Raw genomic sequence first — 23,036 nt, forward strand, 5'->3', positions numbered from 1 at the left:
TCGCCGGGATCGTCCCCGGCGACGATCAAGACATCCCGGGGGCCGATCCACGGCAGCGCTTCGGCGGCCTGCACCAGCGGCGAACCGGCGGTGGCACCGAGAGCGGCGGCGAGCATCGCCCCCGCGGAGGCTGCCGACCCCCGCCCGGCGAGCCAGATCACCGTTCTGGGCCGCTGCCCGCCGGTGATCTGCTGCAGGGCACCCTCCTGGACCGCGGCGGCCGTCGCGCGCACCTGGGCGCCGGCCATCGCCGCGGCGCGCAACAGTCCGTCGCGGTCGGCCTCCAGCAGTCCTTCGGTGTCGTCGAGATCGACTGTGGCGTGGGCGGCGCTCATGTCGCCGAGATCCGTTCGGCCGCCTGGGTGACTATTGCGTCAACCGCCGCCGCGGTGCGGGCCTCGACATTGAGCCGCAGCAGCGGCTCGGTGTTGGAGGTGCGCAGGTTGAACCACGCGCCGTCACCGAGGTCGACGGTGACACCATCGAGTCCGTCGGTTGCAACGGTCCGATCTGCAAACGAATCGAGCACCGCTGCAACGCATTTCGGTGCATCGTCAACCCGGAAGTTGATCTCCCCGGAAGCAGCGTAGCGCTGGTAGTCGGCCATCAATTGCGACAGCGACCGGTCTTGCCCGCCGAGGGCGGCCAGCACATGCAGGGCGGCAAGCATGCCGGAGTCGGCGCCCCAGAAGTCCCGGAAGTAGTAGTGCGCGGAGTGTTCACCGCCGAAGATCGCCCCGCTGTCGGCCATCAGGGCCTTGATGTAGGAGTGCCCGACCCGGGAGCGCATCGGAGTTCCGCCACTCTCGGTGATCACCTCCGGGACCACCCGGGAGGTGATCAGGTTGTGGATCACCGTGGCGCCGGGCTCACGGGCCAACTCCCGAGCCGCCACCAGGGCGGTGACCGCCGATGGCGTGACCGGTTGACCGAGTTCGTCGACGACGAAGCAGCGGTCGGCGTCACCGTCGAAGGCCAGGCCGATGTCGGCCCCGGTTCGGCGGACGAAGTCCTGCAGGTCCACCAGGTTGGCCGGTTCCAGTGGGTTTGCTTCGTGATTCGGGAATGAGCCGTCGAGTTCGAAGTACAACGGCAACAGCGTGACCGACCCGATGGCGCCCAGAACCGCCGGAGCGGTGTGCCCGGCCATTCCGTTGCCGGCATCGACGGCGACCCGCAACGGCCGCAGCGCACTGACGTCGACCAGCGACCGCAGGAACGCGCCGTAGTCACCCAGCACATCGGTGTCCTGCACGCTGCCGGTCGGTCCGTCCCACCCGTGGCCGACCGGCGTTCCGGCGATGACGTCGTCGCGGATCTCCGCCAGGCCGGTGTCCTCACCGACCGGCTTGGCCCGGGCCCGACACAGTTTGATGCCGTTGTAGGCCGCCGGGTTGTGGCTGGCGGTGAACATCGCGCCGGGGCAGTTCAACAGTCCGGAGGCGAAATACAGCTCATCGGTGGACGCCAGGCCGATGCGGATGACGTCGAGACCCTCGGTGGTGACCCCGTCGGCGAAAGCCGCCGCCAGGGCCGGCGAACTCTCCCGCATGTCATAGCCGATCACCACCTGCGAGCCGGCGCCCTCGCGGCGCATCAGCCGGGCGAACGCCCCCCCGACGTCGCGCACGAACGCCTCGTCGAGTTCACTGCCGACAAGGCCGCGCACGTCGTAGGCCTTGATCACGCGGCGCACGTCGGCGGCGGATCGTGGCATCGCGGGACTCCTCGGGGCTTCAGAAGTAATCTGGGAACCAACCTGGCCGTCCAGCCTAGCCGCAGGGCACTCGCCGATTGAGCGGTCAGTCCGCCGGATCGGGCAGCACCCGCAAGTGCCCTCGGCGGCGACCGGCCGAGCCGCTGCGTTGGACATGCGATGCGCCCGACGACGGCGGCACGGCGCTGAAACCACCGCCGACCGGGTCGGAGAACCCGGGCATCGGGGAACCGCCGGTGCCCTCCCGGACGCCTTCGCGGACCGCCTCGGCGAGCGCGATGAGGTCGTCCTCGTCGGGGTTGGTCGGCAATGGCGCGGCATGCCGGACGAGTTCCCAGCCGCGGGGCGCGGTGATCCGGCTGGCGTGCCCGAGACATAGATCCCAGGAGTGCGGCTCGCGGACGGTCGCCAGCGGACCCACGACAGCGGTGGAGTCGGAGTAGACGTAGGTCAGCGTCGCCACGGCGTAATGCGCGCACCCGGGCCTGCTGCAGCGACGGGGAACATTCACGCCGGTGAGGCTATCGCGGCGGAATGCGACGTGATGCCGGACACGCGCAGCGCCGGACCTGCCGATGTACAACCGTTACGATCTGCAGTCCATGGCCGACGCCCGCAGTTCCCGACGCGGCGGCGGATCCGGGGGCGGCTCCCGGCGCGGCCGCGAGATGCGCGGACCGCTCCTGCCCCCGACGGTTCCCGGGTGGCGCAGCCGCGCCGAACGTTTCGATATGGCGGTACTGGAGGCCTACGAACCGATAGAGCGACGCTGGCGCGACCGGCTGGCCGAACTAGATGTGGCCGTCGATGAGATTCCGCGGATCGCACCGCGGGATCCAGACAGCGTGCAATGGCCCCCGGAAGTGGTGGCCGACGGGCCGATTGCGCTAGCCCGGCTGATTCCGGCGGGGGTGGATGTCCGCGGCGACCCGACGCGGGCCCGAATTGTGTTGTTCCGCAAGCCGGTTGAGCGGCGAGCGAAGGACACGGTCGATCTGACCGACCTACTGCATGAGATTCTGGTGGCGCAGGTCGCCACGTATCTGGGCGTCGAACCCTCCGTCATCGACCCCAGCATGGACAGCGACGACTAGTTCGGACCGATCAGATGATGCCGCGCTTGAGTCGCCGGCGTTCACGCTCGGACAAACCCCCCCAGATACCGAAGCGCTCATCATTGGCCAGGGCGTAGTCAAGGCAGGCGTCGCGCACCTCGCAGCCCAGGCAGATCCGCTTGGCTTCGCGTGTGGAGCCACCCTTCTCCGGGAAGAAGGCTTCCGGATCGGTCTGCGCGCACAGTGCCTTCTCCTGCCACAGCGGATCATCCGGTGTCAGGGGTGCGTCGATCAGATCCGGGACCACACTGAGGTGTAACCGCGCCATCGAACCCATCGCCGTCGATCCGGTAGCGGTGTGCGGTTCGCCGAGCGCTCCCAGGAAAGTCTCGTAGGACATGTCCGCTCTCCTTAACCTGAATCCGTCATTCCAGCATCACTTCTATTCGAACATGTGGTCGAATCACGGTCTGCGACACTGAAACCGGCAGGTCGAGCGTGAAATGACACTGTTGTGATTAGACAGTGCCGATGATGCTGCGGTCAAGCCGTTGACCGGATTTCACTACCACTCTCGTGACCGAAACCGGCGTGTCGACACCTTGGCGTGTCTAGCGAGTTACGTCACTGTGACCGCGTGCAGTCCTCGAACGACAGCAGAATAGTGTCGGTCGGTGTGAAGATCACCGTTCTGGTCGGCGGCATCGGGGGCGCCCGTTTCCTGCTTGGGGTGCAGCGGCTTTTGGGCATGGGCCAGTTCGCCGGCCAGTTCGCCGGCCAGTTCGCCGGCCAGTTCGCCGGCCAGTTCGCCGGCCAGTCCGCCGGCCAGTCCGCCGGCCAGTCTGACAGCGCGCACGACTTGACCGCGGTGGTCAATATCGGCGATGACGCCTGGATGTTCGGCGTGCGTATCTGCCCGGACCTCGACACCTGCATGTACACCCTGGGCGGTGGCATTGACCCCGAGCGTGGCTGGGGGCATCGCGACGAAACCTGGCATGCCAAAGAGGAACTCGCCGCCTACGGAATTCAACCGGACTGGTTCGGACTCGGCGACCGGGACCTGGCCACCCATCTGGTGCGCAGCCAGATGCTGCGCGCGGGCTACCCACTCGGACAGGTGACCGAGGCGCTGTGCCACCGTTGGTCGCCGGGCGCCACCCTGCTACCCGCCAGCGATGATCGCTGCGAAACCCATGTTGTGGTCACCGATCCCGACACCGGCGAGAACAAGGCGATCCATTTCCAGGAATGGTGGGTCCGGTACCGGGCCTGCATCCGGACCCACAGCTTCGCCTTCGTCGGCGCCGACACCGCCACCGCCGCACCGGGTGTGGTGGAGGCGATCACCGGGGCCGACGTGGTGATGCTCGCCCCGTCCAACCCGGTGGTCAGCGTCGGGGCCATCCTGGCGATCGGCGGTATTCGGGGTGCGCTGCGGTCCACTCCGGCGCCGGTGATCGGCTACTCCCCCATCGTCAGCGGAAAACCGCTGCGCGGCATGGCCGACGAGTGTCTGAAAGTGATCGGCGTGCCGACCACCTCAGAGGCCGTCGGCCGGCACTACGGCGCCCGGTCGGCCACCGGACTGCTGGACTACTGGCTTGTGCACGACAGCGATGAGGCGGACGTACCGGGTGTGACGGTGAAGTCCTTCCCACTGCTGATGTCCGATCCGGCGGCCACCGCACAGATGGTGCGCGCCGGCCTGGATCTGGCCGGGGTGCGGCTGTGACCGGGCCGGACCACGGCACCGCCGCACCGGTGCAGATCCTTCCCGTCACCGGCCTTCCGGAGTTCCGGCCCGGCGACGACCTCGCTGCGGCGATCTGTACCGCGGCGCCGTGGCTGCGGGATGGTGATGTCGTCGTCGTGACCAGCAAGGTGGTGTCCAAATGCGAGGGTCGCATCGTGCCCGCGCCCCAAGACGCCGAGGAGCGAGACGCTCTGCGCCGCAGACTGATCGACGACGAGGCGGTGCGGGTGCTGGCCCGCAAGGGCCGCACACTGATCACCGCGAACCGGTACGGTCTGGTTCAGGCGGCCGCCGGGGTGGACGGATCAAACGTCGCCACAACGGAATTGGCGCTGCTGCCCGAGGATCCCGACGCCAGCGCCGCCCGGTTACGCACCGCGCTGCAGCAGCGCTGCGGAGCCGATGTCGCGGTGATCCTCACCGACACCATGGGCCGGGCCTGGCGCAACGGACAGACCGACGCGGCGATCGGTTCGGCGGGAATCCCGGTGCTGCACAGCTACGCCGGGTCACATGACCGCCACGGCAACGAACTGCTGGTGACCGAGGTCGCCGTCGCCGACGAGGTGGCCGCGGCCGCCGATCTGGTCAAGGGCAAGCTGACCGGAGTGCCGGTCGCGGTGGTGCGCGGACTGGCGATGCCCGACGACGGCTCGACCGCCGCGCGACTGCTGCGCGGCGGTGCGGATGACCTGTTCTGGCTCGGCACCGCCGAAGCGATCGAACTCGGGCGCCGGCAGGCTCAGCTGGTGCGCCGCTCGGTCCGCCGATTCGACGACCGGCCGGTGGAAGGCGGGCTCATCGAGGCCGCGGTCGCCGAAGCACTCACCGCCCCCGCCCCGCACCACACCCGGCCGGCCCGGTTCGTCTGGCTCACCGATCGGGTACGCCGGCTGGAGTTACTGGAGGCGATGCGCGAGGCCTGGCGCACCGATCTGGCCGGCGACGGCAGGCCGGCCGCTCAGATCGAACGGCGGCTGGCCCGCGGGCAGATTCTCTACGACGCCCCCGAGGTGGTGATCCCGTTCATGGTGCCCGATGGTGCACACCACTACCCCGATCCTGCCCGCACGGCCGCCGAACACACCATGTTCACCGTCGCGGTGGGTGCAGCCGTTCAGGGCCTGCTGGTCGGACTTGCGGTGCGCGGGGTGGGAAGCTGCTGGATCGGCTCGACCATCTTCGCCCCGGCGGTGGTGCGCAACATTCTGCAACTGCCGCAGGATTGGGAGCCGTTGGGCGCCATTGCGATCGGCTACCCCACCGAGGAGGTCGCGGCCCGCGAGCCCACGCCCGTCGATGACAGGCTGCTGCGCCGGTGAGCACCCCGGTGCATGAGTCGGCGATCACCACACTGACCGACTGGGCGACCACCAACCCCGGCCAGGACGCGCTGCGGCACGCGGTACTGGCCTTCCTGCTGGCCCGTCCGGATGGCTGCGATCGAGCCTGCGTACCAGGACACATCACCGCCTCCGCCCTCGTCGTCGACGACACCGGCACCCAGGCGTTGCTGACCCTGCATCCCCGGCTGGGCCGCTGGGTTCAGTTAGGCGGCCACTGCGAACCCGGCGACAGCGGAATCCTGGCCGCCGCACTGCGCGAGGCCACCGAAGAGTCGGGCATCACCGGCCTGCGGATCGACCCGCAACTGGCCGCCATCCACGTCCACCCGGTGACCTGCTCGCTGGGCGTACCGACCCGCCACCTCGACCTGCAGTTCCTGGTCCACGCACCGGCCGGGGCGCAACCGGTCATCAGCGAGGAGTCACTGGACCTGCGATGGTGGCCGCTGGACGAGGCGCCGTGCGAGTTCGACAACGGCCTGACTCAACTGATCACCACGGCCAGGAACCGCCTAGATATCGCTTGAGTACCTGATACCGCAGTCCGGGATGAGCACCCCGGGCCACACCCGCGCACCGCGCAGCAGTTCGCACCGGGCCCCGACGTCGGCGCCGTCACCGATCACCCCGTCGCGGATCAGTGCTCGAGGCCCGATCCGGGCGCCGAAGCCGATGATCGACCGTTCAACCACCGCACCGGGTTCGATGCGAGCGCCGTCGAAGATCACCGCACCGTCCAGGCGTACCCCGGCCCCGATCTCGGCACCCCGGCCGACGACGGTGCCGCCGTAGAGCAGGGCACCGGGGGCCACCGAGGCGCCGTCGTGCACCAGGCTCTCCCCGCGTTGGCCGGCCAGCGCCGGCGACGGGGCGATACCACGCACCAGATCAGCTGAGCCGCGGACGAAGTCCTCCGGGGTCCCCATATCCCGCCAGTAGCTGGCGTCGACGTAGCCACACACCTTGGCCCCGTCGGTGAGCAGCGTCGGGAACACCTCGCGCTCCACCGAGACCTCCCGGCCGCGCGGAATGAGGTCGATGATGCTGCGTTTGAAGATGTAGGTCCCGGCGTTGATCTGATCGGTGGGCGGGTCCTCGGTTTTCTCCAGGAACGCCAACACGTTTCCCTTGCCGTCGGTCGGCACCGAACCGAACGCGCGCGGGTCGGCGACCCGCACCAGGTGCAGGGTCAGATCGGCATCGCGCTCGGCGTGCACCGCGAGCATCGCGCCCAGATCCATCCCGGAGAGCACATCGCCGTTGAACACCATCACGGTGTCGTTGCGCAGTTTGGGGGCGACGTTGGCGATACCACCGCCGGTGCCCAGTGGGGTCTGTTCGGTGACGTAGTCGATCTGAAGTCCCAGTTTGGAGCCGTCGCCGAACTCGGCTTCGAAGGTCTCGGCCTTGTAGGACGTGCTCGATCCCGGTGGCGGCGATCCGGGACAGCAGATGGGTCAAAAACGGCACACCGGCGGTCGGCAGCATCGGCTTGGGTGCCGAGAGGGTCAGCGGCCGCAACCGGGTTCCCTTACCACCCACCAGGACCAGGGCATCGACCTTCGCCGGATCGACCGGCGGAACCTGTGAAATCATCGCGTCCCTCTCCGCAATTCCCGGCGCGACTTGCGCACCGCTGCGCCCGCCCGAATCCGGAGAGCCCCCTTCATCGTCCACCGCAACGGAGCCTGCTGCCAACCGGTGTGCCGATCGGCCAGGTAGATGTAGGTGCTGTCGTGATGCGCGCGCAGGTTGCGGGCCGGGTTGCGACCGGTCGAGTGCCCCTTATCGTGCAGAATCTCCGAACCGGGCACGTAGACATTGAGCCAGCCCGACCGGCCGAGTCGATCACCGAGGTCGACGTCCTCCATGTACATGAAATAGCGTTCGTCGAACCCGCCGACGGCATCAAATGCCTTGCGGCGCAAGAGAAGACACGATCCGGACAACCAACCGACGGGCCGCTCGCTGGGTTCTGCGCGTTCCTGGCGGTAGGACTTGGTCCACGGGTTGCCCTTCCAGACGAACCCCACCACCGCATGCATCCCGCCCCGAACCAAGCTCGGCAGGTGCCGGGCGGAGGGATACACCGCGCCATCGGGATCGCGGATCAACGGCCCCAGGGCACCGGCCTGCGGCCAACGCGCGGCGGCGTCGAGCAACGCGTCGATGCTGCCGGGCGACCACACCACGTCGGGGTTGGCGACCAGCACGAACTCCTGGCTGCCAGACACCGTCGCGACCGCACGGTTGGCCGCGGTCCCGTAACCGAGGTTGCCGCCGGTGGGCAGCAGCCGGGTTCCGGGGTAGCGCTGCACTGCCTCCTCGGGCGCACCGTCGACCGAACCGTTGTCGGCGATCACCACCTGCACGGGCAGGTCGGTGGCTACCGTCAGCGAGGACAGGAATCGTTCCAGATGCGAACCCGACGAGTAGGTCACCGTGACCACGGTCAGGGCGGGCTCGTCGCTCACGGCTGCGAGGTTATCTGGCCGTCGGCAACGGGCACCGCAAGCGCGGCGACAAGAGCCTCCCGCCACGGCCGCAGCGCGGTGAGTCCGGCCCGCGCCGACTCAGCCATCCCCAGCGCGGAGTACACCGGGCGGCGGGCCGGACGGGGCACCGCGTCGGTGCTGACCGGCCGCACCCGCTCGGGATCTGCTCTGAGCAGGGAGAAAACCGCCCGGGCCTGATCGAAGCGGCTGGCCGCGCCGGCGTTGGCGGCGTGCAGGGTCGGCGCCTCGATTCCCCCCGCGGCGATCTGCAGCAGCGCCTCGACCAGGTCCGAGACGTAGGTGGGCGATCCGGTCTGATCGGCCACCATGTCCACGGTCTGGTCGGTGGCCGCCAACCGGCGCATCGCCGCGACGAAATCCGTGCCGGATCCGCCGGTGTAGACCCACGACGTGCGCACCACATGCGCCTCCGGCAGTTCGGCGTGCACGGCGAGTTCACCTTCGAGCTTGCTGCGGCCGTACACGCTCAGCGGGCCGCAGGCGTCAGAGATCTCGTACGGCCGGCCCAGTTCGCCGCTGAAGACATAGTCGGTGGAGATGTGGATCAGCCGTGCTCCCAGGGCCGCGCAGGCCCGGGCCAGGTTGCCCGGTCCGATCGCGTTGACGGCGTGGGCGGTGTCCGGATCGGCCTCGGCGGCGTCGACGTTGGTGAGGGCCGCACAGTTGACCACCAGGTCACCGGCACCGATCCGGTGGCGGGCCGCCCGGGGGTCGGTGATATCGAAATCGCGGCGGGTCAGCGACACGACCTCATGGCCCTGCCGGCCGGCCTGGTCAGCCAGGAACCGCCCGACCTGGCCGCCGGCGCCGGTGATCACCATCCGCACACCGTGAGTCTGACATGCGGGCCTGGCACGCCGATGGCGGCTACCACGGATAAGGCGGGTTCACCAGTAGCCTGAGCGAGTGCCAGATGAGACGGAAGTGACGGCAGTGACACGCGTCCGACCGATGGCGCGCACCCTGATGGCGCTGCTCGCGGTAACGGTCCTGCTCGGCACCGGGGTGGCCTGGGGTTCGGTCCGCAACTTCGAGAGCGGGATCTTCCACTTCACCACCGCCCTGCTGGGCGGTCGGGCGGCCGGCGATGACGGCGCCACCGACATCCTGCTGGTCGGCATGGACAGCCGCGCCGACGCGCACGGCAATCCGCTCACCGAGCAGGAGTTGGCCCAGTTGCACGCCGGCGATGAGGCCGCGACCAACACCGACACCATCATCCTGGTCCGCATTCCGCACAACGGCCGCTCGGCCACCGCGATCTCCATCCCGCGCGACTCCTACGTGGCGGCTCCCGGGCTGGACAAGACCAAGATCAACGGCGTCTACGGGCAGGTCAAACTAGACCGGATGAAGGAACTCGTCGAAAACCAGGACGAGGATCCCGCAGTGGCCGAACCACAGGCGGTGGAGGCGGGCCGAAACGCCCTCATCAAGACGGTCACCGACCTGACCGGCGTGACGGTGGATCACTACGCCGAGATCGGCCTGCTCGGCTTCTCGCTCATCACCGACGCCCTCGGAGGCGTCGAGGTGTGCCTGGAAGCCCCTGTTCGCGAACCCCTTTCCGGCGCGGACTTCCCGGCCGGCTGGCAGCGGCTGGACGGACCGCAGGCGCTGAGCTTCGTACGGCAGCGCCACGATCTGCCGCGCGGTGACCTCGACCGGGTCGTCCGCCAGCAGGTTGTGATGGCTTCCCTTGCCCACCAGGTTATTTCGGGCAAGACGCTGAGCAGCCCCGCCACGATGGGCCGGCTTCAGGACGCCATTCAACGCTCGGTGGTGATCTCCTCGGGCTGGGATGTGATGGACTTTCTCAAGCAGTTGCAGCGACTCGCCGCGGGCAACGTCGCCTTCGCCACCATTCCGGTGCTGGCCGAGAACGGTTGGAGCGACGACGGCGCGCAGTCCGTGGTGACGGTCGACCCCGCCGCGGTCGGAGAGTGGGTGAAAGGGCTTCTGCAGGAACAGGATTCCGGCCAGACAGCCAAGGTCACCTACACGCGTGAGCAGACCGTCGTCGACGTCCTCAACGACACCGACATCAACGGCCTCGCCGGTGCGGTATCGGAGCGGCTGACCGCGGCCGGCTTCACCGGCGGCGCGGTCGGCAACAGCGACAAGGTCACCGAAAGTCAGGTTCTGGCCGCAGCCACCGACGACCTGGGCGCCGAGGCGGTGGCCAAGGAACTCGGCGGCCTGCCGGTCAAGGCGGACCCCGCGATCCCGGCAGGCACGGTTCAGGTGGTGCTCGCCGAGGACTACAAGGGCCCCGGTTCAGGTCTGGACGGAACGCTGCCCACCGCCGCCACGGTGCAGGACGCCGCCGCCGACGCCGCTCCCAGCGCCGCACCGCCGCCGTCACCGGTGATCACCGCCGGGCCGGATGACCCGCGGTGCGTTTACTGATACGGCACGTCAATAAATGACGACGCTGACCGACGCCCTGCTTGATCCGCTGCTGGCGCCCGCCGCGGGCCCGATGGGCCCCCGGATCACCTACTACGACGACGCCACCGGTGAACGCATCGAGGTGTCGACCGTGACACTGGCGAACTGGGCGGCCAAAACCGCCAACCTGCTGCGCGACGAACTGGGCGCGGGCCCGGCCAGTCGGGTCGCGGTGCTGCTGCCCGCACACTGGCAGAGCGCGGCGGTGCTGCTGGGGGTCTGGTGGATCGGCGCGGAGGCGGTGCTGAGCGGACCTGCCGACCTCGCGCTGTGCACCGCCGACCGGTTGGCCGAGGCCGACGACGCGGTAGCCGGCGGTGAGGTGGCGGTGCTGTCGCTGGACCCGTTCGGCAAGCCGGCCAAGGATCTGCCAATCGGGGTGACCGACTACGCGACCGCGGTCCCGGTGCACGGCGATCAGGCGATCCCCGAACGCACGCCCGGGCCGGCACTGGCGGGCCGGACCGTCGAGGAGGTACTCGAGGAGGCCCGGCGCAGCGCCGCGCGGCAGGGCCTGACCGCCGGTGACCGGGTGATCTCCGACCGGTCCTGGTCGACCCCGCAGGATCTCGTCGGCAACCTCCTGGCCCTACTCGCCGCGGGGGCCTCACTGGTGCAGGTCGCCAACCCGGACCCCGCCCTGCTGGAGCGGCGCCGGCAAACCGAAAAGGTCACCCGGACACTGTGACTGCGCGCCCCCGTCCCCCGGTTACGGTGCCGGCGGTGCCGGGGCAGCGACCGGAACCGGCGGCGGCGCGGCCGGGTTCCAGATCGCCGGATCCTCGGCCGGGAAGGTCGGGCACGTAGCCGCGATCTTGTTCGCGGCCGGCTCAGCGACGGTGAACAGCGCGACGAACTCGGGGAACCGGCCCGCCAGCTGATTGGCCTCGGCCTGCCGCTGCGGCGGCGGGGTCTGCAGCAGCGTGTTCAGGTGGTAGATGATGCCGCCCTGCACCCACCGTGGCTGCGAGTTGAACCTGCCCACCAGGTTGCCGTAGGCGACCGGGTCCTGCACCCGGGTGGCGGCCATGACCTGGTCCAGTGAGCAGGTGGTGGACACCATGGACGGCGCCAGGTTGGCATCGGCCGCAGCGACGGCCGGGACACCGAGGGCACCGAGGGCACCGACGGCGATCGCGCCGGCCGCAACCAGGCCGGGGAGCACGTGACGAGTAGCCACGACAGCTACGCGGCCGGTGCCGGAGCAGCCGGAGCGGCGGGCGCAGGCGCGGCCACCGGAGCCGGAGCGGCCGGCGCAGGCGCGGCCACCGGAGCCGGAGCAGGGGCGGAGGCGTTCCACACCGCCGGATCTTCAGCCGGGAAGGTGGGGCACTTGGCCGCAATCTCGTTGGCCTTGGGTTCGGCGGCGGTGAAGATCGAGACGTACTGCGGGAAGATCCCGACGAGCTCGTTCACCTCGGCCTGGCGCTCCTGCGGCGGCTTGGCCAGCAGCAGATTCATGTGGTAGACGATGCCGCCCTGCACCCACCGCGGTTCGGAGTTGTACTTGCCGATCAGTTCGCCGTAGGTGATCGGATCAACCACCTTGGTGGCGGCCATGATCTGGTCCAGTGAGCAGGTGGTGTTGAGCATGGACGGCGGAACGGTGTTGTCGGCGGCGGCGACCGCCGCGGTACCCAACGAGCCGAGGACGAAGGCGCCGGTCACTGCAGCGACGCCGAACAAACGGACAGAAGTCATGAAAGGGCAACCTAGCCGAGGTGACAGCGAAGTTAAAAATCGCGCGGTCTTTAAGCTGCCGATATGGCCGACCACCCCCGCCCGCCACTGCACCTCGACGGGATACGCCGCGACCTGGTGGGCCCGGATCGGGCCGTGCGCCGACTCGACGTTGTTCAGAGCACCGGTTCCACCAACGCCGATCTGCTGGCCCGGCACGCCGCCGGAGAGGATATCGACGGTGTGGTCCTGGTCGCCGAACACCAGAGCGCCGGGCGGGGCCGCCAAGGCCGAACCTGGATAACGCCGCCGCGTTCGCAGATCGCACTGTCCCTCGGGGTCGACGCGACCGGTCTGGCGCCCACGGCCTGGGGCTGGCTGCCGTTGCTGACCGGAGTGGCCGTCGTCGACGCGGTCCACGCGACAACCGGTCTGCAGCCGGGGTTGAAGTGGCCGAACGACATTCTCGTGCGGGACGTTCGCAGCGGCGAGGGCAAGCTTGGCGGGATCCTCGCCGAGATGGCCGCCCCGGTGATCGTGATCGGCCTGGGCCTCAACGTCACCCTCACCGCCCAGGAGGCTCCCGACCCGCGCGCCACCTCGCTGCTGATGCTGGGGTCGACGATGCTGGACCGCAGCGCGTTACTGGGCAGCATCCTGGCCGAGTTGACCGCCCGCATCGACCGCTGGAACACCGCCGGGGGCGCCGACCCCGCACTCGTCGAGGACTACCGCCGGCACAGCCTCACCCTCGGCACGCGGGTCCGCGCCCTGATGCCCGGCAACCGTGAGATCCTCGGCGTGGCAACCGATATCGGCGACCTCGGCCAGCTTCACATCGACACCGGCGGCCAGACCGTCGCGGTAACCGCAGGCGACGTCACCCACCTGCGGCCCGAGTAGTCAACCCGAGTCAGCGCAGCAGCGCGCGGGACATCACGACCCGCTGAATCTGGTTGGTGCCCTCGTAGATCTGGGTGATCTTGGCGTCGCGCATCATCCGCTCCACCGGGAAGTCGACGGTGTAACCGGCGCCGCCGAACAACTGGACGGCGTCGGTGGTCACCTCCATCGCGATGTCGGAGGCGAAGCACTTCGACGCCGCGGAGATGAAGCCCAGGTCGGGCTCGCCACGCTCGGCGCGGGCGGCGGCCGAATAGACCATCAGCCGGGCGGCCTCGGTCTTCATCGCCATATCGGCGAGCATGAACTGCACACCCTGGTTGTCGGCGACGGCGCGGCCGAACTGCTTGCGGTCCTTGGTGTATTCGATCGCGGCGTCCAGTGCGCCCTGGGCGATACCGACGGCCTGCGCACCGATGGTGGGCCGGGTGTGATCCAGGGTGGCCAGCGCGGTCTTGAAGCCCGTGCCGGGCGCCCCGATGATCCGGTCGCCGGGGATGCGGCAGTTCTCGAAGTACAACTCGGTGGTGGGTGAGCCCTTGATACCCAGCTTGCGTTCCTTCGGGCCGATGATGAAGCCCTCGTCGTCCTCGTGGACCATGAACGCCGAGATGCCGTTGGCGCCCTTGTCCGGGTCGGACACCGCCATCACGGTGTACCAGGCGGACTTGCCGCCGTTGGTGATCCAGCACTTGGAGCCGTTGAGAATCCAGTCGTCGCCGTCGGCCTTGGCGCGGGTCCGCATGGAGGCGGCGTCACTGCCGGCCTCCCGCTCAGAGAGGGCGTAGGACGCCATCTTCCCGTCGGCGATCTCCGGCAGGACCTTCTTCTTCAGCTCATCGGAGCCACTCAGGATCAGACCCATGGTGCCCAGCTTGTTGACCGCCGGGATCAGCGATGCCGAGGCATCGACGCGGGCCACCTCCTCGATGACGATGCAGGCCGCCACCGAGTCCGCGCCCTGGCCGCCGTACTCCTCGGGCACGTGCACAGCGTTGAATCCGGAGGCATTGAGCGCATCCAGCGCCTCCTGCGGGAAGCGCGCCTCTTCGTCGACCGCTCCGGCGTAGGGGGCGATCTCCTTCTCGCACAGCGCCCGGATCGCGGTCCGGAGTTCCTCATGCTCCTCGGGCAACCGGAACACATCGAACGACGGGTCACCAGCCATGACTGCCTCCTTGGCATTGGGTCGGTACTAGCCGGAACTTTACCGCCGACCTCGCTCTCCGCCGAACTCACTCTCCTAGCAAACGCTCCCTGAGTGCACGGTCCTTGGTCAGAACCTCCGCCTCCAGGTTGGCCTGGAAATCCTCCACCCGCGCGCGCAGCGCAGGGTCGCAGGACGCCAGGATCCGCACCGCCAGCAGGCCGGCATTGCGGGCACCGCCGATGGACACGCAGGCGACCGGAACCCCGGCCGGCATCTGCACGATCGACAGCAGCGAGTCCAGGCCGTCCAGTTTGGCCAGCGGGACAGGGACTCCGATCACCGGAAGCGCAGTGGCCGAGGCCACCATTCCGGGCAGGTGCGCGGCACCCCCGGCACCGGCGACGATCACCTCGATCCCGCGGTCGGCCGCCCCGCGGGCGTAGTCCAGCATCCGGCCGGGCGTCCGGTGCGCCGAGACGACGCCCACCTCGAACGCAACGTCGAACTCGGCGAGCGCCTCGGCAGCGGCCTGCATCACCGGCCAGTCACTGTCACTGCCCATGATCACGCCCACTCGTGGCCGATCAGTCATGGTCTGGCCTCCACCCGTCGCTCCACTGTGCCCGGGACAGCCAGTGCGCCGCCCGCTCGGCGCGCTCCCGCACCGCATCCATATCGTCGCCCACGACGTTGACGTGACCGATCTTGCGTCCGGGACGTTCCTGCTTGCCGTAGAGGTGCACGTGCGCATCGGGGATCCGCCCGAACAGGTGGTGCAGTCGTTCGTCCATCGTCATCACCGGGGCCTGGGGTGCACCGAGCACGTTGGCCATCACCGTGATCGGGGCCACCGCCCGGGTATCGCCGAGCGGATAGTCCAGCACCGCACGCAGATGCTGCTCGAACTGGCTGGTGACCGAACCATTCATGGTCCAGTGCCCGGAGTTGTGCGGCCGCATCGCCAGTTCGTTGACCACCAGGGCACCGTCGTCAGTCTCGAAGAGTTCGACGGCCAGCACTCCGACAACGCCGAGTTCCTGGGCGATCCGCAAGCCCAGTTGTTCGGCCTGTGCGCCCAATTGCCCGGGCAGCCCGGGTGCGGGAGCCAGTACGGTGACGCAGATCCCTTGCCGCTGAACGGTTTCCACCACCGGCCAGGCCGCCCCCTGGCCCAGCGGCGAGCGGGCCACCAGGATCGCGAGCTCGCGGCGCATGGGTACCCGCTCCTCGGCGAGCACCGGAACACCGTCGGCCAGGTAGCCCGCGACCGCCTCGCGGGCCGCGGCGAGATCATCGGCGAGGACCACACCGCGGCCGTCGTAGCCGCCGCGGACGGTTTTGACCACGATCGCCTCGCCCACTTCGGCGGCGAAGTCGTCGACGTCGCCGAGGCAGGTCACCTCGGTGAAGCGCGGGACCGGGGCGCCGAGTTCGGAGAGCCGGCGGCGCATCGCCAGCTTGTCCTGGGCGAACACCAGGGCCTCGGGGGCGGGAAGCACCGCAACCCCCTCGGCGACCAAGGTGTGCAGCAGATCGGTGGGAACGTGCTCGTGGTCGAACGTCAGTGCCTGCATGCCGGCGGCGGCCCGGCGCAGCGCGTCGAGGTCGGTGTGGGAGCCGATCACCACATCGGGGCTCACCTGGGCCGCCGGATCGTCCGGGCTGACCGCCAGCACCCGCAGACTCTGGCCGAGCGGGATCGCCGCCTGATGGGTCATCCTGGCCAGTTGGCCGCCACCCACCATGGCAACGAGCGGTCCGGGGGCAACGAGCGGTCCGGGGGCAACGAGCGGTCCGGGGGCAACGAGAGGTCCGTTCGACACGAGGCCTATGGTGGCATGCCGGTGTAGGCCCCGCTGTACTACCGCTGACCTGGGACGCTACGGCTCGCGCTGGCATTTTCCGTAGAATTCGACCTCATGTCCTTTGCTGACGCAACGATCGCCCGACTCCCCGGCGCGATGCGGCCTTTTGCCGAGCGGCATCACGAGCTGATCAAGTTCGCGATCGTCGGCGCCACCACCTTCGTTATCGACTCAGCGATCTTCTTCACCCTCAAGCTGACAATCCTGGAGCCCAAACCGGTCACGGCCAAGGTGATCGCCGGCATCGTCGCAGTGATCGCCTCCTACATCCTCAACCGCGAGTGGAGTTTCCGGGACCGCGGCGGCCGTGAGCGCCATCATGAGGCTCTGCTGTTCTTCGGCGTCAGCGGGGTGGGCGTGATCCTGGCGATGGTCCCGCTGTGGTTCTCCCGCTACGTGCTGCATCTGCAGACTCCGCACGTGTCGCTGGCGGTCGAGAACATCACCGACTTCCTGGCGGCCTACATCATCGGCAACCTGATGCAGATGGCGTTCCGGTTCTGGGCGTTCCGGCGCTGGGTGTTCCCCGACGAGTTGGGTGACGACCCGGACCGGGCGCTGGGATCCACCCTCACCGCCGGCGGCATCGTCGAGGCACTCGAGGACGAAATCGAAGCCCGCGAGACCCGGCGTGGTGTGGTCACGCCGTTACGCCGTCCCGGGACCCCCCCGGCGGCCTAAGGCTGGTCGTCGCCCCAGCGCTCCGCGCCGTCGAACACCTCGTGATAGAGCAGTGAGTGGACGTACTCGACCTGCGGGATGTCGTCGAACTCCAACGGGTCCTGCGCCGCGGACTCGATGATCAGGGTGCCGGTGCGCACCATCCGGTCGACGAGGCCGTGTCGGAATTCCACACTGTTGATGCGGGCCAACGGGATGTCGATGCCGGCCCGGGTCAGCAGACCGTGCCGGTACATCACCCGCCGGTCGGTGATCACGAAATGCGTTGTCTTCCAGACCAGGAAAGGCCGCAGCGTCAACCAGACGACCAGTATCAGCCAGAGTGCGCCGATCACGCCCGCGACGACCTGCCGGGTGCGCGGATCCCAGTCGGTACGGCTGACCACCGCGGCGGCGAACGAGGCCGCGGCCGTGCACACCAGTAACGCGATCACCGGCCCGACGAGCCGCTTCCAATGCGGGTGCCGGTGAAACACGACCTGCTCATCGGTGGCCAAGACCCCGTCCGGATAGCCCATATGTGTTCTCCTATCACATGGGCAACACTCCGTTGTACGACGCCTACCAGCGTTTCCTCGCCGATCCCGGCACTCCATTCTGCACTCCCGGCCACAAGCGCAACCCGGACCTGATCGACGAATTCCTCGCCCTGGACGTACCGCACTATCTCGGCGTGGAGAACCGACGGGTGTCCACCCGCCGGCTGGCGACCGCCGAGCGACTGGCCGGCGAATTATGGGGCGCGGACTGGTGCGGATTCTCGGTGCAGGGCTCCACGCACGGCAATGAGGCAATCTGCCTGTCGCTGGGCAAGCCCGGCGACAAGGTCATCGTGGCCCGCACGATTCACAAGTCGGTGTTCTTCGGACTGGTGCTGTCCGGACTGGTCCCGGTCTGGGTGCGGCCGAACATCGACGCGCAGACCGGACTCACGGCGGGCATGCCGGTGGACCGGGTCGCCGAGGCGCTCGCCGCTCACCCCGACGCCAAAGCCGTCATGCTGGTGGAACCCAGCTACCTCGGAGGCGTCTCCGATGTCGCCGCGCACGCCGAACTGGCCCACGCCCACGGCATCCCGCTGGCCGTCGACGCCGCCTGGGGTGCCCATCTCGGTTTCCATCCGGACCTGCCGCCGCACGCCATCGCGGCCGGCGCCGACATCATGGTGACCAGCATCCACAAACAGGTCACCGGATTCACCCAGTCCTCGATGGTGCTGGCGCAGGGCGAGCGGATCGACCTCGAACGGCTGGAAGCGGCGTTCGAGGGCCTGCACACCACCAGTCCGTCAGGGGCGATTTTCGCCAGCATCGACCTGACCCGCGATTTGCTCGCCGAACGCGGTGAGGAACTCCTCGGCCGAGCCATCCAGCTGGCACACCAGGCCCGGGGGCGGTTCCGGACCGTTGCGGGCCTGGGCGTCGTCGGCCTCGAGATCGCGCAGCGGGCACCGGCGCTGCTGATGCATGATCCGACCAAGATCGTGCTGTCGCTGGCCGCAACCGGGGCCGACGGGCAAGCCGTCGCTGACGCTCTCGAGCAGCGTGGGCTGCAATTGGAGTTCGCCGACCGCGACACCTTCGCGCCGGTCATCACGATGGGCGACACCGAGGAGACGGTGGATTTCCTGGTCACCGAGATCATCGGCGCCATCGAGGAGCATCGCGGGCAGCCACGGGAGTTGATCCCGATCACCGCCTGGACGCTGGAACCGGACACTGCGATGAGCCCACGGGAGGCGTTCTTCGCCGACCATGAACGGGTTCGGGCCGCAGACGCCGTCGGCCGGATCGCCGCGGAGACCGCCGCGCCGTATCCACCCGGCGTTCCTGCGTTGGCGCCCGGGGAGCGGATCCACGCGACCACCTTGGCGGCGCTGCAGGCCGAAGCCCGCAGCGGAACCCGGATCGCCTACTGCGGCGATCCGATGCTGGAAACCGTGCTCGTCGTCAAGCAGTAGGGGGTCAGGGGGTGAGAGGCGGCTACCATCAGCGCCATGACGAGCGTGACCGAACCGGATATTCACACCACGGCCGGCAAGCTGGCCGATCTGCGCAAGCGCGCCGAGGAGACCCTGCATCCGGTTGGTGAGGCCGCTGTCGAGAAGGCTCACGCCAAGGGCAAGCTGACCGCCCGTGAGCGGATCCTGGCCCTGCTCGACGAGGATTCCTTCGTCGAACTCGATGCGCTGGCCCGCCACCGCGCAACGACGTTCAACCTGCAGGAGAACCGCCCGGTCGGCGACGGTGTCGTCACCGGCTACGGAACCATCGACGGCCGCGAGGTGTGCATCTTCAGTCAGGACGCCACGGTGTTCGGCGGCAGCCTCGGCGAGGTGTACGGCGAGAAGATCGTCAAAGTCCAGGAACTGGCCATCAAAACCGGCCGGCCGCTGATCGGCATCAACGACGGCGCCGGGGCTCGCATCCAGGAGGGGGTGGTCTCCCTCGGCCTGTACAGCCGGATCTTCCACAACAACATCAAGGCCTCCGGGGTGATCCCGCAGATCTCGCTGATCATGGGCGCGGCGGCCGGCGGGCATGTTTACTCTCCCGCGCTGACCGACTTCGTGATCATGGTCGATCAGACCAGCCAGATGTTCATCACCGGACCGGACGTCATCAAGACCGTCACCGGCGAGGACGTCACCATGGAGGAACTCGGCGGCGCGCACACCCACATGGGCAAGTCGGGCACCGCGCACTATGTCGCCTCCGGCGAGCAGGACGCCTTCGAGTTCGTCCGCGATCTGCTCAGCTTCCTGCCGCCGAACTCCGCCGCCGAACCGCCGCGCTACCCGGCCCCGCCGCATCCGGGCGCCATCGAGGACAACCTCACCGACGAGGACCTCGAACTCGACACGTTGATCCCGGACTCGCCCAACCAGCCCTATGACATGCACGAGGTGATCACCCGGATCCTCGACGACGACGAATTCCTGGAAATCCAAGCCGGCTACGCCCAGAACATCATCGTCGGCTTCGGACGCATCGACGGGCGGGCGGTGGGTATCGTCGCCAACCAGCCGACCCAGTTCGCCGGCTGCCTGGATATCAACGCCTCGGAGAAGGCCGCGCGGTTCATCCGGACCTGCGACTGCTTCAACATCCCGATCGTCATGCTCGTCGACGTGCCCGGTTTTCTGCCCGGCACCGAGCAGGAGTACAACGGCATCATCCGGCGCGGGGCCAAACTGCTCTACGCCTACGGCGAGGCCACCGTCGCCAAGATCACCGTCATCACCCGCAAGGCCTACGGGGGGGCGTACTGCGTGATGGGTTCCAAGGACATGGGCTGCGACGTCAACGTCGCCTGGCCGACCGCCCAGATCGCGGTGATGGGTGCCTCCGGCGCGGTGGGATTCGTCTACCGCCGGCAACTCAACGATGCGGCGGGCAACGGCGAGGACGTCGAGGCGCTGCGACTGGAGTTACAGCGCGACTATGAGGACACCCTGGTCAACCCCTACATCGCCGCCGAGCGCGGGTTCGTCGACGCCGTGATCCCGCCGTCGCACACCCGCGGTTACATCGCCACCTCGTTGCGGCTGCTGGAACGCAAAATCGTCCAGACCCCGCCCAAGAAACACGGGAACATCCCACTCTAGGAGATCAGGAGACACCCGTGAGGCACGAAGCCATCACCGAGGTCAGCGATCCGCATCAGCTGACCATCGACTCACCCGGGAAACCCGGTGGGCACGCCGTCCCGGAGATCCGGGTGCTCAAAGGCGAGCCCACCGACGCCGAGTTGGCGGCGGTGGTGACGGTGCTGGCGGCCGCGGCGGGCGGAGCGCCGGCGCCCGGTCCGCAGGAACTCAATCTGTGGGGTCACCCCGTCGATAAGCTGCGTTACCCGGTCACCAGTTGGCAACGGGTCACGCTGCAGGAGCGGACCCACGTGCGTCGATGACGCGGGTGGTCCTGGCCTCGGCGTCGACCGGTCGACTGCGGGTATTGCGCAGCGCAGGGATAGACCCCTTGGTCGTGGTGTCCGGGGTCGACGAGGACGCCGTCATCGAACGACTGGGGCCCGACGCCGACCCGGCCGTCGTCGTCAACGCACTCGCCGAGGCCAAGGCCGACGCGGTGCGGCGGACCCTGCAGCGGCCGGTCACCGCCGACTGCGTGGTGATCGGCTGCGACTCCATGCTTCACATCGACGGCCGGTTGTGCGGTAAGCCCGGCACACCGGAGGAGGCGGGCCGACGGTGGCGGACGATGGCCGGCCGCGACGGCCGGTTGTTCACCGGACATTGCGTGGTGCGGGTGCTCGACGGCGACGTGGTCGCCGAGGCAACCGCTGCGGAGGTGACCACGGTGCGGTTCGGGAAGCCCGGCCGCGAGGAACTGCAGGCCTACATCGACAGCGGCGAACCGCTCGGTGTGGCAGGGGCTTTCACCCTCGACGGGCTGGGTGGCTGGTTCATCGACGGTATCGACGGCGATCCGTCCAACGTGGTGGGGCTGGGCCTGGCCGCCACCCGGCGGCTGCTGGAATCGGTGGGGTGCGCGATCAGCCAGCTTTGGCGGGCCAATCCCCTCGGATCATCGGTAGGCTCTTGACGTGCCCTTACCTCCTGATCCCAGCCCCGCCCTGCAGGACTACGCCCACCCGGAGAGGCTCGTCACCGGCGACTGGCTCTCCCAACATCTGGGCTCCCCCGGCCTGGTCGTCGTCGAGTCCGATGAGGACGTCCTGCTCTACGACGTCGGCCACATCCCCGGCGCGGTCAAGATCGACTGGCACACCGACCTCAACGACCCGCAGGTGCGGGACTACATCGACGGTGCGCAGTTCGCCGAATTGATGAACCGCAAAGGCATCTCCCGCGACGACACCGTGGTGATCTACGGCGACAAGAGCAACTGGTGGGCGGCCTATGCGCTGTGGGTGTTCACGCTGTTCGGGCACCCGGATGTGCGCCTGCTCAACGGTGGGCGCGACTTGTGGCTGGCCGAGGGCCGCGACACCACCCTGGCCGTTCCATCCCGGACGACCACCGGCTATCCGGTGGTGACGCGCGACGACACCGTGTCCGAGGCTCTCCGCCCGAGCGGCTCATCGCCGATCCGCGCCTTCCGCGACGACGTGCGGGCGGCGCTGGGAAAAGCCACCCTCATCGACGTGCGCTCCCCGCAGGAGTACACCGGCGAGCGCACCCACATGCCGGACTACCCGGAGGAGGGGGCACTGCGCGGCGGGCACATCCCCACCGCGGTGTCGGTGCCGTGGGCCAAGGCCGCCGACGAGGCCGGCCGGTTCCGCAGTCGCGCGGAACTCGATGAGATCTACTCCTTCGTCAAGCCAGACGGGAACACCATCGCCTACTGCCGCATCGGCGAGCGATCCAGCCACACCTGGTTCGTGCTGACCCACCTGCTGGGCATTCCCGGGGTGCGCAACTACGACGGTTCCTGGACCGAGTGGGGCAATACCGTGCGGGTGCCCGTGGCGACCGGGGAGGAACCGGGCGCGTTATGACGGCGTCCTCCACCTCCCCCCTGCCCGCGCCATTGGCCGAGGTGGTCTCGGAGTTCGCCGAGGTCAACGGTCAGGACAAGCTGACGTTGCTGCTGGAGTTCGCCGGCGAACTGCCCGGCCTGCCCGCCGAACTCGAAGAGGCGGCCATGGAGCCGGTGCCGGAGTGCCAGTCACCGTTGTTCCTGCATGTCGACGCCGAGGATCGCGACCGGGTGCGGCTGTATTTCAGCGCTCCGGCCGAGGCTCCGACCACGCGCGGGTTCGCCTCGATCCTGGCCACCGGCCTGGACGGGCAGTCCGCGGACACCATTCTGGCGGTGCCCGACGACTTCTACGCTGAACTCGGGCTGGCGACGCTGATCAGCCCGCTGCGGTTGCGCGGGATGTCGGCGATGCTGACCCGGATCAAGCGGCGGTTGCGCGGCTAGTCCG

25 protein-coding genes and 2 pseudogenes are annotated in these 23,036 nt (G+C 68.7%); 14 read left to right on the top strand and 13 right to left on the bottom strand.

The features are described 5' to 3' along the window. The 3 genes and pseudogenes from ADBZ5N_RS03590 to ADBZ5N_RS03600 form a co-directional block, all read right to left on the bottom strand. Nucleotides 1-335 (bottom strand): annotated as a pseudogene (locus ADBZ5N_RS03590) (TobH protein); the annotation flags it as partial. Next, nucleotides 332-1,717: a phosphomannomutase/phosphoglucomutase gene (locus ADBZ5N_RS03595; RefSeq protein ID WP_526256118.1), complete on the bottom strand. Its 1,386-nt coding sequence runs from the start codon at nt 1,715-1,717 to the stop codon at nt 332-334. The pseudogene ADBZ5N_RS03590 and the gene ADBZ5N_RS03595, both read right to left, overlap by 4 nt. A gap of 85 nt (nt 1,718-1,802) precedes the next feature. After that, a complete protein-coding gene (locus ADBZ5N_RS03600; RefSeq protein WP_526256119.1) occupies nt 1,803-2,228 on the bottom strand; it encodes a DUF3499 family protein in 426 nt (141 codons plus the stop codon). Nucleotides 2,229-2,385: 157 nt separating this feature from the next. On the opposite strand from ADBZ5N_RS03600, the gene ADBZ5N_RS03605 reads away from it, so the two are divergent. After that, entirely contained in the window at nt 2,386-2,811 is a 426-nt protein-coding gene (locus tag ADBZ5N_RS03605) for a metallopeptidase family protein (protein WP_526256156.1), read from the top strand. Nucleotides 2,812-2,821: 10 nt separating this feature from the next. Here ADBZ5N_RS03605 and ADBZ5N_RS03610 read toward each other — a convergent pair whose 3' ends face one another. Then, entirely contained in the window at nt 2,822-3,079 is a 258-nt protein-coding gene (locus tag ADBZ5N_RS03610; RefSeq protein ID WP_526256157.1) for a WhiB family transcriptional regulator, read from the bottom strand. A gap of 369 nt (nt 3,080-3,448) precedes the next feature. Here ADBZ5N_RS03610 and cofD point away from each other — a divergent pair, with 369 nt between their 5' ends. From cofD to ADBZ5N_RS03625, 3 genes are read left to right on the top strand one after another with little or no spacing between them, the layout of a single operon-like run. Further along, nucleotides 3,449-4,507 carry a 2-phospho-L-lactate transferase gene (gene cofD / locus ADBZ5N_RS03615; protein ID WP_526256120.1) on the top strand — a complete coding sequence of 353 codons (1,059 nt, stop codon included), beginning with the start codon at nt 3,449-3,451 and terminating at the stop codon, nt 4,505-4,507. After that, nucleotides 4,504-5,850 carry a coenzyme F420-0:L-glutamate ligase gene (locus ADBZ5N_RS03620; RefSeq protein WP_526256121.1) on the top strand — a complete coding sequence of 449 codons (1,347 nt, stop codon included), beginning with the start codon at nt 4,504-4,506 and terminating at the stop codon, nt 5,848-5,850. Before cofD ends, ADBZ5N_RS03620 begins: the two co-directional genes overlap by 4 nt. Beyond that, nucleotides 5,847-6,401 carry an NUDIX hydrolase gene (locus tag ADBZ5N_RS03625; protein WP_526256122.1) on the top strand — a complete coding sequence of 185 codons (555 nt, stop codon included), beginning with the start codon at nt 5,847-5,849 and terminating at the stop codon, nt 6,399-6,401. Before ADBZ5N_RS03620 ends, ADBZ5N_RS03625 begins: the two co-directional genes overlap by 4 nt. Here the strand turns inward: ADBZ5N_RS03625 and manB are convergent. The 3 genes and pseudogenes from manB to rfbD form a co-directional block, all read right to left on the bottom strand. Continuing rightward, a pseudogene (gene manB / locus ADBZ5N_RS03630) lies at nt 6,387-7,470 on the bottom strand (mannose-1-phosphate guanylyltransferase ManB). The gene ADBZ5N_RS03625 and the pseudogene manB overlap by 15 nt on opposite strands. Then, nucleotides 7,467-8,348 carry a glycosyltransferase family 2 protein gene (locus ADBZ5N_RS03635; RefSeq protein ID WP_526256123.1) on the bottom strand — a complete coding sequence of 294 codons (882 nt, stop codon included), beginning with the start codon at nt 8,346-8,348 and terminating at the stop codon, nt 7,467-7,469. The pseudogene manB and the gene ADBZ5N_RS03635 overlap by 4 nt, the downstream one beginning before the upstream one ends. Next, nucleotides 8,345-9,211, bottom strand: coding sequence for a dTDP-4-dehydrorhamnose reductase (gene rfbD, locus ADBZ5N_RS03640; protein WP_526256158.1), 867 nt, complete (start codon nt 9,209-9,211; stop codon nt 8,345-8,347). The genes ADBZ5N_RS03635 and rfbD overlap by 4 nt, the downstream gene beginning before the upstream one ends. 130 nt (nt 9,212-9,341) lie before the next feature. On the opposite strand from rfbD, the gene ADBZ5N_RS03645 reads away from it, so the two are divergent. Further along, nucleotides 9,342-10,799: an LCP family protein gene (locus ADBZ5N_RS03645; RefSeq protein WP_526256159.1), complete on the top strand. Its 1,458-nt coding sequence runs from the start codon at nt 9,342-9,344 to the stop codon at nt 10,797-10,799. A gap of 16 nt (nt 10,800-10,815) precedes the next feature. After that, nucleotides 10,816-11,529, top strand: a complete 714-nt coding sequence (locus ADBZ5N_RS03650; RefSeq protein ID WP_526256124.1) for a TIGR03089 family protein — start codon at nt 10,816-10,818, stop codon at nt 11,527-11,529. A gap of 21 nt (nt 11,530-11,550) precedes the next feature. Here the strand turns inward: ADBZ5N_RS03650 and ADBZ5N_RS03655 are convergent, their stop codons facing one another. Then, nucleotides 11,551-12,021, bottom strand: a complete 471-nt coding sequence (locus ADBZ5N_RS03655; RefSeq protein WP_526256125.1) for a DUF5078 domain-containing protein — start codon at nt 12,019-12,021, stop codon at nt 11,551-11,553. 5 nt (nt 12,022-12,026) lie between these two features. Next, nucleotides 12,027-12,542: a DUF5078 domain-containing protein gene (locus ADBZ5N_RS03660; RefSeq protein ID WP_526256126.1), complete on the bottom strand. Its 516-nt coding sequence runs from the start codon at nt 12,540-12,542 to the stop codon at nt 12,027-12,029. 63 nt (nt 12,543-12,605) lie between these two features. Here ADBZ5N_RS03660 and ADBZ5N_RS03665 point away from each other — a divergent pair, with 63 nt between their 5' ends. Then, complete coding sequence (locus ADBZ5N_RS03665; protein ID WP_526256127.1) at nt 12,606-13,424, top strand: biotin--[acetyl-CoA-carboxylase] ligase; 819 nt, start codon at nt 12,606-12,608, stop codon at nt 13,422-13,424. 10 nt (nt 13,425-13,434) lie between these two features. Here ADBZ5N_RS03665 and ADBZ5N_RS03670 read toward each other — a convergent pair whose 3' ends face one another. From ADBZ5N_RS03670 to ADBZ5N_RS03680, 3 genes are all read right to left on the bottom strand, one after another. Next, on the bottom strand, nt 13,435-14,592 hold the full coding sequence (locus ADBZ5N_RS03670) for an acyl-CoA dehydrogenase (protein WP_526256128.1): 1,158 nt from the start codon (nt 14,590-14,592) through the stop codon (nt 13,435-13,437). A gap of 67 nt (nt 14,593-14,659) precedes the next feature. Further along, nucleotides 14,660-15,166: a 5-(carboxyamino)imidazole ribonucleotide mutase gene (purE, locus tag ADBZ5N_RS03675; protein ID WP_526256129.1), complete on the bottom strand. Its 507-nt coding sequence runs from the start codon at nt 15,164-15,166 to the stop codon at nt 14,660-14,662. Then, nucleotides 15,159-16,397, bottom strand: a complete 1,239-nt coding sequence (locus ADBZ5N_RS03680) for a 5-(carboxyamino)imidazole ribonucleotide synthase (RefSeq protein ID WP_526256130.1) — start codon at nt 16,395-16,397, stop codon at nt 15,159-15,161. Before ADBZ5N_RS03680 ends, purE begins: the two co-directional genes overlap by 8 nt. 96 nt (nt 16,398-16,493) lie before the next feature. Between ADBZ5N_RS03680 and ADBZ5N_RS03685 the strand changes: the two genes are divergently transcribed. Further along, a complete protein-coding gene (locus ADBZ5N_RS03685; RefSeq protein ID WP_526256131.1) occupies nt 16,494-17,120 on the top strand; it encodes a GtrA family protein in 627 nt (208 codons plus the stop codon). On the opposite strand, the gene ADBZ5N_RS03690 is transcribed toward ADBZ5N_RS03685, so the two are convergent. Further along, nucleotides 17,117-17,638: a PH domain-containing protein gene (locus tag ADBZ5N_RS03690; protein WP_526256132.1), complete on the bottom strand. Its 522-nt coding sequence runs from the start codon at nt 17,636-17,638 to the stop codon at nt 17,117-17,119. The two genes, ADBZ5N_RS03685 and ADBZ5N_RS03690, sit on opposite strands and share 4 nt — an antisense overlap. 17 nt (nt 17,639-17,655) lie before the next feature. Here ADBZ5N_RS03690 and ADBZ5N_RS03695 point away from each other — a divergent pair, with 17 nt between their 5' ends. The 6 genes from ADBZ5N_RS03695 to ADBZ5N_RS03720 are packed head-to-tail and all read left to right on the top strand — an operon-like array spanning nt 17,656 to nt 23,032. Beyond that, nucleotides 17,656-19,080: an aminotransferase class I/II-fold pyridoxal phosphate-dependent enzyme gene (locus ADBZ5N_RS03695; protein WP_526256133.1), complete on the top strand. Its 1,425-nt coding sequence runs from the start codon at nt 17,656-17,658 to the stop codon at nt 19,078-19,080. Between the two features lie 36 nt (nt 19,081-19,116). Further along, the gene (locus ADBZ5N_RS03700) at nt 19,117-20,727 is read left to right on the top strand and encodes an acyl-CoA carboxylase subunit beta (protein ID WP_526256134.1); all 1,611 of its coding nucleotides are present in this window, start codon (nt 19,117-19,119) and stop codon (nt 20,725-20,727) included. A 17-nt stretch (nt 20,728-20,744) separates the two neighbouring features. Then, entirely contained in the window at nt 20,745-21,032 is a 288-nt protein-coding gene (locus ADBZ5N_RS03705) for an acyl-CoA carboxylase epsilon subunit (RefSeq protein WP_526256135.1), read from the top strand. Next, nucleotides 21,029-21,685, top strand: a complete 657-nt coding sequence (locus ADBZ5N_RS03710) for a Maf family protein (RefSeq protein ID WP_526256136.1) — start codon at nt 21,029-21,031, stop codon at nt 21,683-21,685. Before ADBZ5N_RS03705 ends, ADBZ5N_RS03710 begins: the two co-directional genes overlap by 4 nt. A gap of 1 nt (nt 21,686) precedes the next feature. Then, nucleotides 21,687-22,604: a sulfurtransferase gene (locus tag ADBZ5N_RS03715; protein WP_526256137.1), complete on the top strand. Its 918-nt coding sequence runs from the start codon at nt 21,687-21,689 to the stop codon at nt 22,602-22,604. Continuing rightward, the gene (locus tag ADBZ5N_RS03720; RefSeq protein WP_526256138.1) at nt 22,601-23,032 is read left to right on the top strand and encodes a SufE family protein; all 432 of its coding nucleotides are present in this window, start codon (nt 22,601-22,603) and stop codon (nt 23,030-23,032) included. The genes ADBZ5N_RS03715 and ADBZ5N_RS03720 overlap by 4 nt, the downstream gene beginning before the upstream one ends. The last annotated feature ends 4 nt before the right edge of the window (nt 23,033-23,036 follow it).

It is taken from the genome of Mycobacterium sp. (genome assembly GCF_044370595.1).
GTDB lineage: Bacteria > Actinomycetota > Actinomycetes > Mycobacteriales > Mycobacteriaceae > Mycobacterium.